Origin of the sequence: Bradyrhizobium sp. LB8.2 (genome assembly GCF_040548035.1) — a bacterium.
Lineage (GTDB): Bacteria > Pseudomonadota > Alphaproteobacteria > Rhizobiales > Xanthobacteraceae > Bradyrhizobium.
Genome location: NZ_JBEPQV010000035.1, coordinates 1 through 14256 on the forward strand (window position 1 = coordinate 1; position 14256 = coordinate 14256).

Sequence of the window (14256 nt, forward strand, 5' to 3'; positions counted from 1 at the left end):
AGCCGGAAAAGCCACTTGGCGCGGCCGATCAGTCGAGGTCGCATCGACCAGTCCAATGGCGCCATCAGGGTAACATTCGCTGATGCGGCAATACGAGGCGTCAAATTTGCAGGCCGATTGACAGCTGGGCGCCAGCTTTCGCATGGCAAGCACTTCCCTTTAGGGGACGAACTCTCGATAGCGGATTTCTATCTGCTGCCGAGTGCGTTCGCCTTCAGCCTGACCGCCGAGGGGCAATCGATGTATCCAAAGTTCCCGGCATTCTGCCGCTGGCGGGAACGCATAGATAATCAGCCCGCAACGCAAACAGTTCGCGCGGCCGTGCAGCGCCTGCCGATCGAACACGCACGCGAATGGGCCAATGCACACAGGCCGAAATATTGACGATTTCGCCGCCTAAAATATCTTCAGCCATCCTTCATTCACGGGAAACATGGCTGCCCCACAAACGGCTGCACCGTCCAAACCCTCGCAACCCTCGCATTTTACGAGACGCAGTCGCGGCGTAGGTGAAGACGTGCTCGTTTACGAACAATGCGCGTTCCGGCGAGTTGATGCACAGTTCTGATGAAGAAGGGAGTTACCATGAAAAGCTCTACATCGCTTGCGGCGTTATCCGCTTTCGCGCTGACCTTCGCATTCGGCGGAGCCGCCGCCCGAGCGCAGTCCACCTCTGTCCAGGAGGCACCGCCGCCCCAGCAGTCGGAGCAATCGCGCGCGCAGGATCGCAGCCGCGCAGAAGACGTCAAGATCGGACGCGACTGGAAGGCCCAAGGCGGCGACGATGAGCACGCCAATCAGGCAACACCCGACGACAACCATCAAACGGTCGGCCGAGACTGGCGCGCCCATCCAGAGAAATCGGATCGCCGGTAGCCTATCTCGGCGGCGTCGGCGACGACTGTCGCGCGGCGTGACCTTCGGAGAAGGAAAGCGGAAAGCCGAAGGTCAGGCCGGCGCGAATTTCGTTCACCGGGTGCCTGCCGGTGAGTGCATGACGGACTGCGACGTCGAAGCTCAGATCGTCCCGCACCCGGTAGATCAAGCCGACCAAACCGGAAAACGTCTCCTCCTTCCCAAACTCGTTCTCGTAGAAGACTTCTGCGACAGGGCGAACTGTCCACGTCGACGGCCCCTCGATAATAGCGCCAAGAAAGACATCGCCATGATGGTCGCGGGTAAGGGCCGTCTCAGCGTTCAGATGGATGGTGCCCCAATCCCAGCGCTGCGAGACAATGCCGGCCAAGCTTAAGCCGGCGCCTGAATTGCCGGTACTATCCGGGAGAAGAACGCCAAATTCCGTCGCAATGCTCGGGCCGGTCTTGTCCTGCAGGCTCCCGGGCACAATCACATGCTTGAGAAAGGCTCCGGCCGCGGTCAGGCTGGTTGGCCCGGATGGAGAGAGCGGTGTTTGTCCCTGGCCCTCGAAGACGGCTTCCCAATCATCCCTCAAACCATAGTTGATGACCCAGGCTGGCGCGATCAGGCTTGTGCCGCTCTCATCGCGCAAACGCCCCACCGGCTGCAGTTCGATCTCCATTTCGCCCTTCTTTGCGACGGCGGCGTCGGTGCCGTCGAATGGGCGATAGGCGGAAGCTGGAACAGACCAGGCGACCAGCGCCAAAGTGACCGCGACCCGTGGCACAAGGTATCTCGTGGAGCTGCGAAAGCCTCGGCTACGTCTGCACATGGGCCGCCTCCCTACGAAATCGATCTCACGGCATTGGTTTGAACACCCAGATCGCGGCCGGCCCAGCGGGCCCGACCCGGACGGCCACAAGCAGACGGTCCAACTCCGGCACAAAGAGGGACGTTCGCGCCCCAGTTGCTGTGGGCAGGCGCACGATCCTCCGATAGGCTGCCTCATCGATCTCAAAGACGTCGAGGTATCCTGCGCCGCAGCTCACATAGACACGATTGCGCTTCCCATCGACGAAGATATCATCGACGTCGTCGCAGGTTTCCGCACTCGTGATCGGTTTGCCATCTGTCGAGAGGACGGCAAGTTCGGCGGGACTGCGGTACGCCAGAAGGATGCGGCCACGGTCGCGATCGATCGCCATCGCGAAATTGCCGCCCTTGTCTAAGGGCCAGTTGGCAAGCTGTTTCCCGGAAGCGCCATCAACCACCGCGACCGCGCGTGCGTCCGGCAAGTTGACGAAGATGCGCCCACTGTCGGACTCAAGCTGGAAGCTTTCCGGATGCGCCTTCAGCGGTGCGCTTCGAACCTTGGCGCGAGTGGACGGGTCGAGGACCGCCAGACCACCATCACCATAGCCGACGACAACGCGCTTGGCCGCAGCATCAATCCGGATATTGTCTGCATCGCTGCCGAGCTCGATCCGTCCGGTCGCCTTGTACTCATTGCCTTCGAAGAGCCGCACCGATCCATCGCGGGCATTGGCGACATAAAGGGTGTCGGTCGACGGCTCATAGCCGACGCCTTGGGGCTCGTTTAGCCCGGTAACGGTTCGAAGCAAGCTGTGAGCAGCCAGGTCGACGACGCCAACGCTGTCGTTGCCAAGCTCGGCCACAAACAATCGCTGCCGCTTCAGGTCGACGGCCAGATGATCGATCCGGCCCCGCACGTCGCCAAGCAAGATCTTTGCTTCGAGTTCAAGGGGGGCCTTGTGCTCTGCCGGTTGAGCTGCCGCCGTCAACGTCGGAATAAGCGCGTCGGCCGCGACAAAGCCGGCATCGAGGGTGACCAGGCCCCCGATGCCGGCAGCGAGTGCCGCGATGAGGCACGTCGCAGTCGAGCTCCTCGGACCGGTCTCCTTCACTTCTTGCAGGACTTGAGACACATCTGATACTCGGTCTTGCATGCCGGTCCGGCATAATTCTTCATACACGCGGCCCGCTGCTCGGAGCAGATCTTGCAGGTTTGCGCCCAAACGGGCTGTCCGCTCGAAAGGAGAGCAGCCCAAACAACTAGCCAAGCAGCCAAGTTTCTCATCGTTCGATTTCTCCTCGCTCGTCCTGTCATTAGGCAAACTCCTCGCTCTAACTTCGGCTCAACTCTTCGTGCTGGGCGTCTTGTCGAGCGCGGCGCGCAAGCCCTCGGCGAGCTTAACAGCGTCGTCGTTCGCCCAGAAATGCATGAAGAATAACCGCGGCTGTTCGTCCAGCATGTGGCTATGAAGCGCCGTCACCTCGATGCCGTGTGTCCGCAGCGCCAAAATGACCGGGTTGACTTCGTTGCCGGTCAGCACGAAGTCGCCCGTAGTAGCCGCCTTCCCGTTCCCGGTCGGCTGGAAATTGATGCCGATCGCGACGCCCATCGGACCGACTGGGGTCAACGGCATATCCTCTTGCGTGATCGGGTCGCGCCGTTTGACGTTGAACTGGTAGACGCCGCCATTGGCTTGCCCTTTGACGCCGATGATCTGGTCGAGCTTTGCCGTATCGAGATCGACGGCAGGCGGCGGGCTCGTCGGCGCCGCGGCGGTCAGCGGCGTCTTGCTCTCGGCCAGCGCATCGTGGATCGCCGAGGCCAGCTTGACGGGGTCGCCGTGGCCGGCGACGTGCATATAGAACGTCGCCGGGCTCGCGCGGAGCAGATGATTGTGCACAGCGGTGATTTCGAGGCCGCTCGCAATCATCTTCGCCATCACGGGATTGATCTCGGTCTCGAGCAGCACCATGACCATGGCGCCGCCGTGCATTGGCTTGAACGCCACCCAGCCGCCCAGCGCCAGTGCCGGCTTGATCGTCACGCCGTCCAGGGTCACCGAAAGATCGCTGCGCGGGAAGCCGTAGCGGTGGACGTCGTCGGAGACGGCTGCCTTCCTACCGAGGGTATCGTCGACTTTTTGCCAATCGATCGCTTGCGCGCGTGCCACGTAGACGAATGGCAAGTAGGCGAGAGCGAGGCTGACGGCCGTCAGGGTCCAGACTGTGCGTTTCATCGTACATCTCCTCCACCTCAGTTTCGTTCTTTGATCTGCCCGCTGCTGTCGACGACGAGCGTGACCGGCTTGCCGTCCTTCACCGCCTTGGCCGTAGTGCCTTCGGCGGTCGATTTGACATCGGTCACCTGCGAGTAGCCGGCCGCCTGGATCTTGGCGACGAACTCATCCTGGGTCAGGGCGTGGACGGGCGGGTGTCCCGCCGCAAGCGCCACGAAGAGCGCTGCCCGATAGAACATCGATGTTCGCATTTCCGATCTCCTGGTTGTCTCTGCCCCAGAAGTAGTCTTGCCTCCGCCCTCACTTGTTGGTCGGCCAATTGCGCGTCTCCTTGGTCGCAACGCGGCACCATCGGTAGAACGCGTCATAGAGCAGGAAGCCCGCTTCAACTGATCGAGGTCGTCGTCGAACATGCGCGACAAGCCGAGCGAGGCTGCGAGCAGGTCCGGCGCCTCCGGAGGCAGATCGAGGCGCCCCGCATCAGCGGCGTGGACCATCGTGGCCAGCCGCGCCAGGACGGGCGACGACAAACCGAGTTCCTTGACTGGTGAAATGGAGGTGTACGATGCTGACATGCTGCGCCCTTGGTGATCAGGACGCGATTCTTGGGCATGACGCCTCGCGGGGAGATCGCACATCCCCGTGGCCCGAATAAAAAGCCCAGATGGCTGGGCTGTCAACCCGCGTTCGCTTAGGTGCCAAACCAATCGCCGGAACGTCACGAAGATTTCACCGATCGAATGGAACGCAATCGATTCCGCCACCGGAGGGACCCCGGTAGGCCGAAAAACGGCGGCTTGAAGGATCCACGCGACCTCACGTAGACTGCCTGAGCGGGATCAAGCAGACTCCCGCCGAGACTTCGGTCCAAGCTCTGCGCAGCACGCAACACGTGGAGCTTGCGCATGGATACCCAAAGACAACCCTCTCCCCGACGTACCGTCGCCATCCTCTCGCGAGGAGATGCCGTCGCGCGTCGAGATGCGACCCCGAAAAACGGCCGCTTCGTTGACGTTTTCGAAGCGCTCGCCGCCGTCGGCGTCGAAGCGCGCCCCGCGATCTACGACGAAAGCTTCGCCGACGCCGTCCGCGAACAATTGCTCGCAATGGACGGCGTGCTCGTCTGGGTGAACCCAATTCAAGACGGTCGAAATCGCGCCGGCCTCGACGCCATGCTGCGCGAGGTCGCCGCGCAGGGCGTGTGGGTGAGCGCTCATCCGGACGTCATCCTCAAGATGGGCACCAAGGAGGTACTCTACCGCACCCGCTCGATGGCGTGGGGAAGCGACACAGCGCTGTATCAAACCGCCGAAGCGATGCGCGCCGAGTTGCCGACACGGCTTGCCGCCGGTCCGCGCGTGATCAAGCGCAACCGGGGTAACGGTGGTCAAGGCGTCTGGAAGGTCGAGAGGCTGCCGACTTCCCCCATGATCAGGGTGCTGGACGCGACCAAAGACACTCCCAAGGAACTGTCGCTGGATGATTTTCTCCGTCGCTGCGCGGAGTATTTCGAAGGCGGCAGCGTGATCGACCAACCGTTCCAGTCTCGCCTGAGCGAAGGCGTGGTGCGCTGCTACATGGCTGGCGATCGCTGCGCCGGCTTCGGCCATCACAAGGTCAAGGCCCTGGTCGACTCGCCGGCCGCACGCGCCGGGGCCGGGCCGCGGCTCTACACGTCCAACGCCGACCCGCGCTTCCAGCGGCTGCGCCGGTTGATGGAAGACGAGTGGACGCCGCAGCTAACCTCGCTGCTGGATATCGCGCGAGGTGACCTGCCAGCCATCTGGGATGCCGACTTCATGCTCAGCCCCGTCCAGGCCGACGGGAGCGACAGCTACGTGCTCGGCGAGATCAACGTCAGCTCGGTGCATCCCTACCCGGGCGAGGCGCCGGCGGAGATCGCCAGGCGCGTTGCCGATCGGCTGCAGCTTAAGCTTTGACGCATGCTGACGGTCAGCGGCCTCAAGCGCTTGCACATCTCCGTGTCCTTCGACTTGCAGGACGGCGAATGCGTCGCCCTGCAAGGGCCTTCTGGGGTCGGGAAGACTCTGCTGCTTCGCTCCATCGCGGACCTCGATCCCAACGAAGGAACGGTCAAGCTCGACGGAACGCTGAGAGAGGCGATGTCCGGTCCCGCCTGGCGAAAGCGAGTGACCTATCTCGCCGCCGAGCCCGGCTGGTGGTCCGACACTGTGCACGAGCACTTCACGACCTGGGATGATGCCCTGCCGCTGGTCACGCGCCTGGGGCTTCCGGACGGCTGCGGACCTTGGCCGATCCAAAGGCTTTCGACCGGTGAGAGACAACGTCTGGGGCTTGTGCGGGCGCTCATGCTGCGATCGCGGGTGCTTCTGCTGGACGAGCCAACCTCGGCGCTCGACTCGGCATCCGCCGCGGCCGTGGAATCCCTGATCGCCGAACGCATTGCGAATGGAACGAGCGTCATCTGGAGCACGCACGACAACGCTCAAGCCCGCCGCGTCGGGTCAAGGACATTCGCGATGGGCCCCGATGGTTGCATCGAGGAAAACCGGCCGTGACCTACATCCAGCTTTCGTACGGTGATCTGGCCCTCCCCGCGCTCCTCGTCGTCATGGACGGCGTTCTCTCGCTTGCTCTCCGCCTCAAGCTTGAGAAGCAATTGGCCATCGCGACGGTGCGCATGGTGGTTCAGCTCGTCCTCGTTGGATACGTGCTGACGTTCCTGTTTGCCGCGGTGTCGCCCCTTTGGACCGCCCTTGCAGCCGTCATCATGGTTATCTTCGCATCTCGGGAAATCGTCGCGCGGCAGAAGCGGCGCCTTCCGGGCGTTTGGAAGTATGGCCTGGGCGCCGGATGCACGCTGCTCGCCGCCGGTACCGTCACGATGTTCGCCCTTCTGACGGAACTACGCCCCGATCCTTGGTATCATCCGCGCTACGCGCTGCCTTTGCTGGGCATGATCCTGGGCAACACCATGACTGGAATAAGTCTGGGCTTGGACGTGCTGACAAATAGCCTGGTGCGCGAACGAGCCGCCGTAGAAGCTTGCCTTGCACTCGGCGGCACCCGACACCAAGCCCTGCTGCCGATCATACGGGACGCGTTGAGAAGCGGCTTCATGCCGATCATGAACAGCATGGCGGCAATCGGCCTCGTTTCCTTGCCGGGGATGATGACTGGCCAGATTCTTGCGGGCGTCGAACCCATAGACGCGGTCAAATATCAGCTGTTGATCATGTTCTTGATCGCTGGCGGGACAGGCTTGGGCACTCTCGTTGCTGTCGTGGGAGGCGCTCGCCTGCTCACTGATCATCGACATCGATTGCGCCTCGATCGAATTACCTCAGATACATCCAGTTGAAAGCTTCGGTCGTCCGAAGATCAAGTCCCGCTTGTAGGGTCCAGCCGGAAGAATCCGCCCGGGGGTGAATAATGAAAGCACGCCTATTGCCGGTGCACCAATCACCTTCCCATGCAATTCAAGTACGCAAATAGCTGTCGATCCTCAGTGGAACAGCGACCATCTACCCGCCGATATCGGCCGGTGGTCTTGGCGAAGTGCGCGACAAAACCGAGCGCAGGCCACTAGTGACCGACTATCGATACGACGCGCGTAAGCGCAACCATCAGGTGGGCGCGATCGCACAGGATCGCAGGCCATCGCGCAAAATCGCGCCGTGGCGCAGAAAATCGTGGAGCGGGTGAAGGGAATCGAACCCTCGTATTCAGCTTGGAAGGCTGCTGCTCTACCATTGAGCTACACCCGCGACAGGGGCTCCCTAACACGGCCGGGCGGCGGTCTCAACTGCTCAGGAAACGGCTTGTCCGGCGCCTGCCGGCCTTGCGGACAGCCCTCGGTTCCTCCCGACCCGCCTCCCCTTAACAACGGCAGCATTGCCGCCTATATTAAGCTCTTCCGAAACCAACGAAAGGAGGTGATCCAGTGTGTCTTACCAAACGCTGTCACCTCGCTGGGATCGCCCGCTAAGCTTTGAATAAAGGCTTGGCATCGGGGCGCTCTCAGCCCTGGACCAGCGAGCAAGAAATCGGGCGCGACGGGGCTTCCCCGCCGCGCCTTTTTCGTAGGCGGGCGCCGCTCAGGCCGGTTTCGCCGAAGCCTTCAAAAACGGCAGACATTGAGGGCGCGCGGGCGTTTGCCCCGGCGGCTCTCAACGATCCGCTCGCCGCCATTCTCGACCGAGCTGCCGTAATAACGATGGTGACCGCTCTGATCGTGCAAATCGGCAGGCTCCGATTGCGCCGCCCGCCGCGCGTCGCAAATGATCTTGATGGTGTGACCCGACATTGCCGCCTCCGATGGCCTTCCGTGTTCTTGTGGCCATCAGTCGTCCTGGCTTGGGGCAGCGTTCACCCGGCGGGCCCGCAATCGGGTTTCAGAACGGTTTCATCGAGGCCGGCACGCCGCAATATTTTCCTCACCGCCATTGTCGGCCCCAGCCATCGTGATACGTCCTTTGAGCTGCGCGCAGCAAAATCAACGAGGAAACGATGCTTTACGCCATCCTGGCCTATCACGTGGAAGACGAGATCTTGTCGTGGACGCCCGAGAAGGACACCGCGGTCGTAACCAAGGTCCTGGAGGTTCAGGCGACCTTGAGGGCGAGCGGACATTTCGGGCCGGCCGCCCGTCTGGATGAGACCCGAAAGGCCCGCACCTTGCGTGGCCCCGGCGCGGGCGTGGTGCTGGACGGCCCATTTGCCGAGACCAAGGAGCAGCTCCTGGGCTTCCACCTTATGGAGTTCGACACTGACGAGGAGGCGATCGCAGCGGCGCGGACGCTGCGCCAGGTCAATCCGACGGCGGTCTACGAAATCCGCCCCGTCAAGCTCTACGTGCCGGCCGATGGGTTCGGTGCGACATAAGTGTGAGCCGCCTTACGCGTCCGGCTTGGTCGGCGGCCCAACATAGAAACGCTGGATCAGCAGCCCGCCGAAGGCGATGAACCACACGAACGGCGCGACATGCGGCGCGAACGCCGCAACGATCGTGCCCGGGACGAATACCAGCAGCGGAAACATCGAGGCCATGATCTCGTGGCGCCAGCCGCCAAGAATCCTCCACCACAGCCAGGCATTGAGACCGGCGATCGCAGTCAGGTGCAGGCCGTAGAGCACGGCGACCGCGCTGCTCATGGGGAAGTTGGTGTAGAGACCGTTGGTCACCGGCAGCAGTACGATCGAGAGCAGGAAGAACAGATTGACGATCACCGCGCCGCGGCTGCCGACGGGCTGGCGCACCAATCGCCGGTGATGGCTGATCCAGAACACGCCGGCGATGATGAAGCTGAGCGCGAGGCCGGCGAGCTTGCCGGAATAGACCCGGGCGAGATCGTTCCAGTCGGGCGCGCTGGTGAAGACGGCGGCTTTCGGCAAGTCGTAGGCCAACAGCGTCATGGCGACGCCAAAGATGGTGTTGCTGAGTGATTCCAGCCGCCGCATCTCGAACTGTTCGGGCTTGGGCTCGGTCATGCCGGGTGCGCGCTTTTCGGGCTGGAACTTAAGGCGGTCTTGTCCCTAGGTCTTAACATCGGTTCCGTCCAGCCGCATTGCGATTCGCAACGAGATGGCCGACTCTGGCTGTTTCACCGGGGCGATTCGTGGCGACATATCTGGACACGCTCAATGCGGAGCAGCGCCGCGCCGTGGAGCATGGCGTGGCCGATGGTGCGACCGTGGGCGCCCCTCTGCTGGTCATTGCCGGCGCCGGGTCCGGCAAGACCAACACGCTGGCCCACCGCGTCGCGCATCTGATCGTCGCCGGCGCCGATCCGCGCCGCATCCTCTTGATGACGTTCTCGCGCCGCGCCGCGGCCGAGATGGCCGGCCGGGTCGAGCGCATCTCCCGAAAAGTGCTCGGCGAGAACAATGCCGCGATCATGCGCGACGCGCTCACCTGGGCCGGCACGTTTCACGGCATCGGCGCACGGTTGCTGCGCGAATATGCCGAGCGGATCGGCGTCGATCCTTCCTTCACCATCCACGACCGCGAGGATTCCGCCGACCTGATGAACCTGGTCCGGCACGAGCGCGGATTGTCGAAGACCGAGAGCCGCTTTCCGGCCAAGGGCACGTGCCTGTCGATCTACTCGCGCTGCGTCAATGCCGAGATGGAGATCGAGAAGGTGCTGGGCCAGCACTATCCCTGGTGCGCAGGCTGGGCGGCAGAGCTGAAGGGCCTGTTCGCGGCCTATGTCGAGGCCAAGCAGGCCCAGCACGTGCTCGATTACGACGACCTCCTGCTCTACTGGTCGCAGATGATGAGCGATGCGCTGATCGCGGACGAAATCGGTGGCCGCTTCGATCATGTGCTGGTCGACGAATACCAAGACACCAACCGCCTGCAATCCTCGATCCTGCTGGCGCTGAAGCCGGACGGACGCGGCCTCACCGTCGTCGGCGATGACGCCCAGTCGATCTACTCGTTCCGCGCCGCGACTGTCCGCAACATCCTGGACTTCCCGCAAAGCTTCTCGCCGCGCGCCGAGATGATCACGCTCGACCGCAATTACCGCTCGACGCAGACCGTGCTGGCGGCGGCCAACGGCGTCATCGGCCTCGCCCGCGAGCGCTTCACGAAAAACCTCTGGACCGATCGCGCCTCCACGCAAAAACCCCAGCTCGTCACCGTGCATGACGAGGCCGACCAGGCCCGTTACATCGTCGAGGAGGTGCTGGCCAACCGCGAGCAAGGCGCGCTCCTGAAGCATCAGGCGGTGCTGTTCCGGACGTCCTCGCATTCGGGTCCGCTGGAGATCGAGCTCACCCGCCGCAACATTCCCTTCGTCAAGTTCGGCGGGCTGAAATTCCTCGATGCAGCCCACGTCAAGGACGTGCTGGCGCTGCTGCGCTTCACAGAGAATCCGCGCGACCGCGTCGCCGGCTTTCGCATTCTGCATCTGTTGCCGGGCATCGGTCCTGCGACGGCGCAGCGCGTGCTCGACCAGATGGCGGAGAGCACCGATCCGCTTGCCGCGCTCGGCCAGCTTCCGGTGCCAGCTCGCACCGGCGCCGACTGGACCGACTTCGTCCGCACCATCGAAAATTTGCGTTACTCGGAATGGCCGACGGATCTCGAACGCGTGCGGCTCTGGTACGAACCGCATCTCGATCGCCTCCACGAGGACTCCGAGACGCGCCGCGCCGATTTGATGCAGCTCGAGCAGATCGCGAGCGGCTATGCCTCGCGCGAGAAATTCCTGACCGAGCTCACGCTCGATCCGCCGGATGCGACCAGCGACAAATCCGGGCCTCCTCTTCGTGACGAGGACTATCTGATCCTCTCCACCATCCATTCGGCCAAGGGCCAGGAGTGGAAGTCGGTGTTCGTGCTCAACGTCGTCGACGGCTGCATGCCGTCCGATCTCGGCGCCGGCACCAGCGCGGAGCTCGAGGAGGAGCGCCGCCTGCTCTATGTCGCGATGACCCGCGCAAAGGACGATCTGCACCTCGTGGTGCCGCAGCGCTTCTTCACCCACGGCCAGGCCGCCAAGGGCGACCGCCACGTCTACGCCTCGCGCACCCGCTTCATCCCGGAGCAACTGGTCTATCTGTTCGAACGCACCGCCTGGCCAAAGGCCGCAGCGGGCGCGGCCCGCACAGCGGCGCAGGGCCCGAAGGTCGACATCGGCGCCCGGATGCGCGGGATGTGGCGGTAGCGCCGGTGCGGCGCGGCCATCCGCTCTCGGCGATGAAGCGGCTGAGCTCGCGCAACTTCCTGAATGCGGGGCATGTCGATGTGAGCCTCGCCGGCAAGACCCTGCCGTCCTACGACCTCTTCCTCGCCTCGCGCGGGCTGTCGCGCAATCTGGTCGCGACCGTCAATCACTACAGCGCTGGCTGCGCGAGACCCTGGTCGATACGTTCGCCCGGTCCGGCTGAAGGCGCGGGCGAGCCCGACACGATGAAAAAGCGGAAACGCTGCGTTTCGCGAAGCAGCATTGTTGCGCCGGTCACTGCCGCCTAGCTCCACCCCAAAGCGATTCCCGCCCACAGTGACAGGCGCCAGTTGCGCCCGCAGAGACCTCATCAATGACCGCACCGCTCGAATTCGGACTGGATACCTTTGGCGACGTCACCAGGGACACTTCCGGCGCGATGCTTCCGCACGCGCAGGTGATCCGCAACGTCGTCGACGAGGCGGTGCTGGCCGACGAGCTCGGCCTCGACTTCATCGGCCTCGGCGAACATCACCGTGCCGACTTCGCGATCTCCTCACCGGAGACCGTGCTGGCAGCGATCGCGTCGCGTACCAAGCGGATCCATCTCGGCTCGGCCGTGACGGTGCTGAGCTCGGACGATCCGATCCGCGTCTTCCAGCGCTTTGCGGCGCTGGACGCGCTCTCGAACGGGCGCGCCGAGGTGATCCTCGGCCGCGGCTCGTTCACGGAGTCCTTTCCGCTGTTCGGCTTTGATTTGCGGGCTTACGAGGCTTTGTTCGAGGAGAAGCTCGACCTGTTCACGGCCCTGCTGTCGCAAGAGCCGGTGACCTGGGAAGGCAAGCTGCGTCCGCCGCTCAAGGGTCAGCTCGTCTATCCTCCGGTCGAGAACGGCACGCTAAAGACCTGGATCGGCGTCGGCGGCAGCCCGCAATCGGTGGTGCGCGCCGCGCATTACGACCTGCCCTTGATGCTCGCGATCATCGGCGGCGATCCCGCGCGTTTCGCACCCTTCGTCGATCTCTATCACCGCGCGTTCAGGGAGTTTGGCCGCCCGGCAAAGCCGATCGGCGTGCACTCGCCCGGCTATGTCGCCGAGACCGACGAGCAAGCGCGCGAAGATCTCTGGCCCGACTACAAGGCGATGCGCGACCGCATCGGCAAGGAGCGCGGCTGGCCGCCGATGGGCCGCGACGAGTTCGTGAACGAGGCCGAGCACGGTTCGCTCTATGTCGGCTCGCCGGAGACCGTCGCGCGCAAGATCGCGAAGACCGCAAAGGCGCTGGGCGTTGCGCGGTTTCAGCTGAAGTATTCGGCGGGCCCGCTGCCGCATGAGAAGCTGATGACGAGCATCGAGCTTTACGGGCGGAAGGTGATGCCGATGGTGCGAGAGATGATGGGGTGACTTACGCGCTGCGACAGCCCGCCTGTGCCCTCTGGGCTACGGAGCAGCTGACTTAGTTAGCTTCGCGTGACGCTGATTGGGCTGGCTTGCCGAGCCGTAGCTCGCGAAGCGAGCGAAGGCTGGTGGGGGAAGAAGGACTCGAACCTTCGAAGTCATAAGACGGCTGATTTACAGTCAGCTCCCTTTGCCACTCGGGACACTCCCCCGCTCGACGGCAGCACAATCGGGCCGGACCTTTCCGGCGACCGAAGACGGCCATGGAACATGAAGCCGCAAGAGCCCGGATAGGGACGCGACCGGCCGCGTTTATGGGCGAAGCGGTGGGGCAAAGTCAACCGAGCCGACCAGCTAAAATGGCCATCGAAGGCACCCAAATTGCCATATTCCGGGACCCATGACACAAGCAGACCTATGAATGATCGAAAATTCGGCCCGAAGGGTTACCGCGGCGGCGGTAAGCCCTTCAAAAAACCCGGAAAATCGGCCGGCCGGCCGGCCTCGCGCGAGCGTGATTCGAACACCGACGGGCCAGTCATCCTCTATGGCTGGCACACGGTCACCATGGCGCTCGCCAACCCCCAGCGGCAGATCCGCAAGCTGACGCTGACCGAGAACGCCGCAAAGCGGCTCGCGGACGAAAATATCGAGACCCGCGTCACGCCGGAGATCGTCCGGCCCCAGGAGATCGACCGGCTGCTCTCGCCCGACGCCGTGCACCAGGGCCTGCTCGCAGAGGCCGATCCCCTGCCCTCGCCCGACATCGAGGATTTGGAGCAGGACGGCATGGTGCTGGTGCTCGACCAGATCACCGACCCGCACAATGTCGGCGCGATCCTGCGCTCGGCGGCGGCGTTTGCGGTGAAGGCGATCGTCACCACCGCACGCCACAGTCCGGAAGCAACCGGCGTGCTGGCCAAGGCCGCCTCCGGCGCGCTGGAGCTGGTACCGATGGTGACGGTACAAAACCTCGCTCGCGCACTGACCACGCTGAACGAGCTCGGCTTCCAGACCGTCGGGCTGGACAGTGAAGGCAGCGCGGATCTCTCCGAGGTCACGCTGCGCGAGCCGCTCGCGCTGGTGCTGGGCGCGGAAGGCAAGGGCCTGCGGCAATTGACCCGCGACACCTGCAGCGTCGTGGCGCGGCTGGACGTGCCCGGCGAGATCAAGAGCCTCAACGTGTCGAACGCCGCCGTGCTCTCGCTCTATATCGGAGCAAGCCGGCTGGGGCTGATGAAGCCCTAAAAAAACAAAACGCCCGTCCGCATCGCGCGGACGGGCGCTTCGT

Annotated in this window: 15 protein-coding genes, 2 tRNA genes and 2 pseudogenes; 10 read left to right on the forward strand and 9 right to left on the reverse strand. The window is 63.5% G+C overall.

The genetic code is table 11. The features are described 5' to 3' along the window. Both ABIB06_RS31820 and ABIB06_RS31825 read left to right on the forward strand, forming a co-directional pair. Positions 1 to 384: glutathione binding-like protein (locus tag ABIB06_RS31820; RefSeq protein WP_354046548.1), on the forward strand; the 384-nt coding region annotated here is incomplete at its 5' end. 201 nt (positions 385 to 585) lie between these two features. Then, positions 586 to 876 carry a hypothetical protein gene (locus ABIB06_RS31825; RefSeq protein ID WP_354046546.1) on the forward strand — a complete coding sequence of 97 codons (291 nt, stop codon included), beginning with the start codon at positions 586 to 588 and terminating at the stop codon, positions 874 to 876. A 1-nt stretch (position 877) separates the two neighbouring features. Here the strand turns inward: ABIB06_RS31825 and ABIB06_RS31830 are convergent, their stop codons facing one another. From ABIB06_RS31830 to ABIB06_RS31850, 5 genes and pseudogenes are all read right to left on the reverse strand, one after another. Beyond that, on the reverse strand, positions 878 to 1540 hold the full coding sequence (locus ABIB06_RS31830; RefSeq protein ID WP_354046544.1) for a hypothetical protein: 663 nt from the start codon (positions 1538 to 1540) through the stop codon (positions 878 to 880). A gap of 175 nt (positions 1541 to 1715) precedes the next feature. Beyond that, the gene (locus ABIB06_RS31835; protein ID WP_354046542.1) at positions 1716 to 2804 is read right to left on the reverse strand and encodes a YncE family protein; all 1089 of its coding nucleotides are present in this window, start codon (positions 2802 to 2804) and stop codon (positions 1716 to 1718) included. Positions 2805 to 3014: 210 nt separating this feature from the next. Continuing rightward, positions 3015 to 3908 (reverse strand): DUF1259 domain-containing protein, encoded by an 894-nt coding sequence (locus ABIB06_RS31840; RefSeq protein ID WP_354046541.1) that lies wholly within the window; start codon positions 3906 to 3908, stop codon positions 3015 to 3017. Between the two features lie 17 nt (positions 3909 to 3925). Beyond that, complete coding sequence (locus ABIB06_RS31845; protein ID WP_354046539.1) at positions 3926 to 4159, reverse strand: PepSY domain-containing protein; 234 nt, start codon at positions 4157 to 4159, stop codon at positions 3926 to 3928. A 49-nt stretch (positions 4160 to 4208) separates the two neighbouring features. After that, positions 4209 to 4453: pseudogene (locus ABIB06_RS31850) on the reverse strand (chromate resistance protein ChrB domain-containing protein); the annotation flags it as partial. 360 nt (positions 4454 to 4813) lie between these two features. Here ABIB06_RS31850 and ABIB06_RS31855 point away from each other — a divergent pair. Genes ABIB06_RS31855 through ABIB06_RS31865 form a run of 3 tightly spaced genes read left to right on the forward strand, consistent with a single transcriptional unit; the run spans position 4814 to position 7251 of the window. After that, positions 4814 to 5848 carry a Cj0069 family protein gene (locus ABIB06_RS31855; RefSeq protein WP_354046569.1) on the forward strand — a complete coding sequence of 345 codons (1035 nt, stop codon included), beginning with the start codon at positions 4814 to 4816 and terminating at the stop codon, positions 5846 to 5848. Between the two features lie 3 nt (positions 5849 to 5851). Further along, positions 5852 to 6448, forward strand: a complete 597-nt coding sequence (locus ABIB06_RS31860) for an ABC transporter ATP-binding protein (RefSeq protein ID WP_354046537.1) — start codon at positions 5852 to 5854, stop codon at positions 6446 to 6448. Further along, positions 6445 to 7251 (forward strand): ABC transporter permease, encoded by an 807-nt coding sequence (locus ABIB06_RS31865; protein WP_354046535.1) that lies wholly within the window; start codon positions 6445 to 6447, stop codon positions 7249 to 7251. Before ABIB06_RS31860 ends, ABIB06_RS31865 begins: the two co-directional genes overlap by 4 nt. A 332-nt stretch (positions 7252 to 7583) precedes the next feature. Here ABIB06_RS31865 and ABIB06_RS31870 read toward each other — a convergent pair. Next, positions 7584 to 7657 (reverse strand) — tRNA-Gly (locus ABIB06_RS31870). 353 nt (positions 7658 to 8010) lie between these two features. Next, positions 8011 to 8196 carry a hypothetical protein gene (locus ABIB06_RS31875; protein WP_354046533.1) on the reverse strand — a complete coding sequence of 62 codons (186 nt, stop codon included), beginning with the start codon at positions 8194 to 8196 and terminating at the stop codon, positions 8011 to 8013. A 203-nt stretch (positions 8197 to 8399) separates the two neighbouring features. Between ABIB06_RS31875 and ABIB06_RS31880 the strand changes: the two genes are divergently transcribed. After that, positions 8400 to 8774, forward strand: coding sequence for a YciI family protein (locus ABIB06_RS31880; protein WP_354046531.1), 375 nt, complete (start codon positions 8400 to 8402; stop codon positions 8772 to 8774). Positions 8775 to 8786: 12 nt separating this feature from the next. Here ABIB06_RS31880 and ABIB06_RS31885 read toward each other — a convergent pair whose 3' ends face one another. Beyond that, a complete protein-coding gene (locus ABIB06_RS31885) occupies positions 8787 to 9380 on the reverse strand; it encodes a TMEM175 family protein (RefSeq protein WP_354046529.1) in 594 nt (197 codons plus the stop codon). 128 nt (positions 9381 to 9508) lie between these two features. Here ABIB06_RS31885 and ABIB06_RS31890 point away from each other — a divergent pair, with 128 nt between their 5' ends. From ABIB06_RS31890 to ABIB06_RS31900, 3 genes and pseudogenes are all read left to right on the forward strand, one after another. After that, on the forward strand, positions 9509 to 11566 hold the full coding sequence (locus ABIB06_RS31890; RefSeq protein WP_354046527.1) for an ATP-dependent helicase: 2058 nt from the start codon (positions 9509 to 9511) through the stop codon (positions 11564 to 11566). 5 nt (positions 11567 to 11571) lie between these two features. Beyond that, a pseudogene (locus tag ABIB06_RS31895) lies at positions 11572 to 11745 on the forward strand (LysR family transcriptional regulator); the annotation flags it as partial. 194 nt (positions 11746 to 11939) lie between these two features. Next, positions 11940 to 12971 carry an LLM class flavin-dependent oxidoreductase gene (locus tag ABIB06_RS31900; RefSeq protein ID WP_354046525.1) on the forward strand — a complete coding sequence of 344 codons (1032 nt, stop codon included), beginning with the start codon at positions 11940 to 11942 and terminating at the stop codon, positions 12969 to 12971. Between the two features lie 120 nt (positions 12972 to 13091). Here ABIB06_RS31900 and ABIB06_RS31905 read toward each other — a convergent pair. Then, positions 13092 to 13177: transfer RNA gene (locus ABIB06_RS31905), tRNA-Tyr, on the reverse strand. A gap of 205 nt (positions 13178 to 13382) precedes the next feature. On the opposite strand from ABIB06_RS31905, the gene rlmB reads away from it, so the two are divergent. Continuing rightward, the gene (rlmB, locus tag ABIB06_RS31910; protein ID WP_354046523.1) at positions 13383 to 14213 is read left to right on the forward strand and encodes a 23S rRNA (guanosine(2251)-2'-O)-methyltransferase RlmB; all 831 of its coding nucleotides are present in this window, start codon (positions 13383 to 13385) and stop codon (positions 14211 to 14213) included. Positions 14214 to 14256 lie beyond the last annotated feature (43 nt).

Excerpts from the sequence above, each read along its gene's own strand:
- ABIB06_RS31855 (WP_354046569.1), top strand. The coding sequence starts at position 4,814 with ATGGATACCCAAAGACAACCCTCTCCCCGACGTACCGTCGCCATCCTC.
- ABIB06_RS31875 (WP_354046533.1), bottom strand. The coding sequence starts at position 8,196 with ATGTCGGGTCACACCATCAAGATCATTTGCGACGCGCGGCGGGCGGCG.
- ABIB06_RS31825 (WP_354046546.1), top strand. The coding sequence starts at position 586 with ATGAAAAGCTCTACATCGCTTGCGGCGTTATCCGCTTTCGCGCTGACC.
- ABIB06_RS31900 (WP_354046525.1), top strand. The coding sequence starts at position 11,940 with ATGACCGCACCGCTCGAATTCGGACTGGATACCTTTGGCGACGTCACC.
- ABIB06_RS31860 (WP_354046537.1), top strand. The coding sequence starts at position 5,852 with ATGCTGACGGTCAGCGGCCTCAAGCGCTTGCACATCTCCGTGTCCTTC.
- ABIB06_RS31830 (WP_354046544.1), bottom strand. The coding sequence starts at position 1,540 with ATGGAGATCGAACTGCAGCCGGTGGGGCGTTTGCGCGATGAGAGCGGC.
- rlmB (WP_354046523.1), top strand. The coding sequence starts at position 13,383 with ATGAATGATCGAAAATTCGGCCCGAAGGGTTACCGCGGCGGCGGTAAG.
- ABIB06_RS31880 (WP_354046531.1), top strand. The coding sequence starts at position 8,400 with ATGCTTTACGCCATCCTGGCCTATCACGTGGAAGACGAGATCTTGTCG.
- ABIB06_RS31845 (WP_354046539.1), bottom strand. The coding sequence starts at position 4,159 with ATGCGAACATCGATGTTCTATCGGGCAGCGCTCTTCGTGGCGCTTGCG.
- ABIB06_RS31885 (WP_354046529.1), bottom strand. The coding sequence starts at position 9,380 with ATGACCGAGCCCAAGCCCGAACAGTTCGAGATGCGGCGGCTGGAATCA.
- ABIB06_RS31840 (WP_354046541.1), bottom strand. The coding sequence starts at position 3,908 with ATGAAACGCACAGTCTGGACCCTGACGGCCGTCAGCCTCGCTCTCGCC.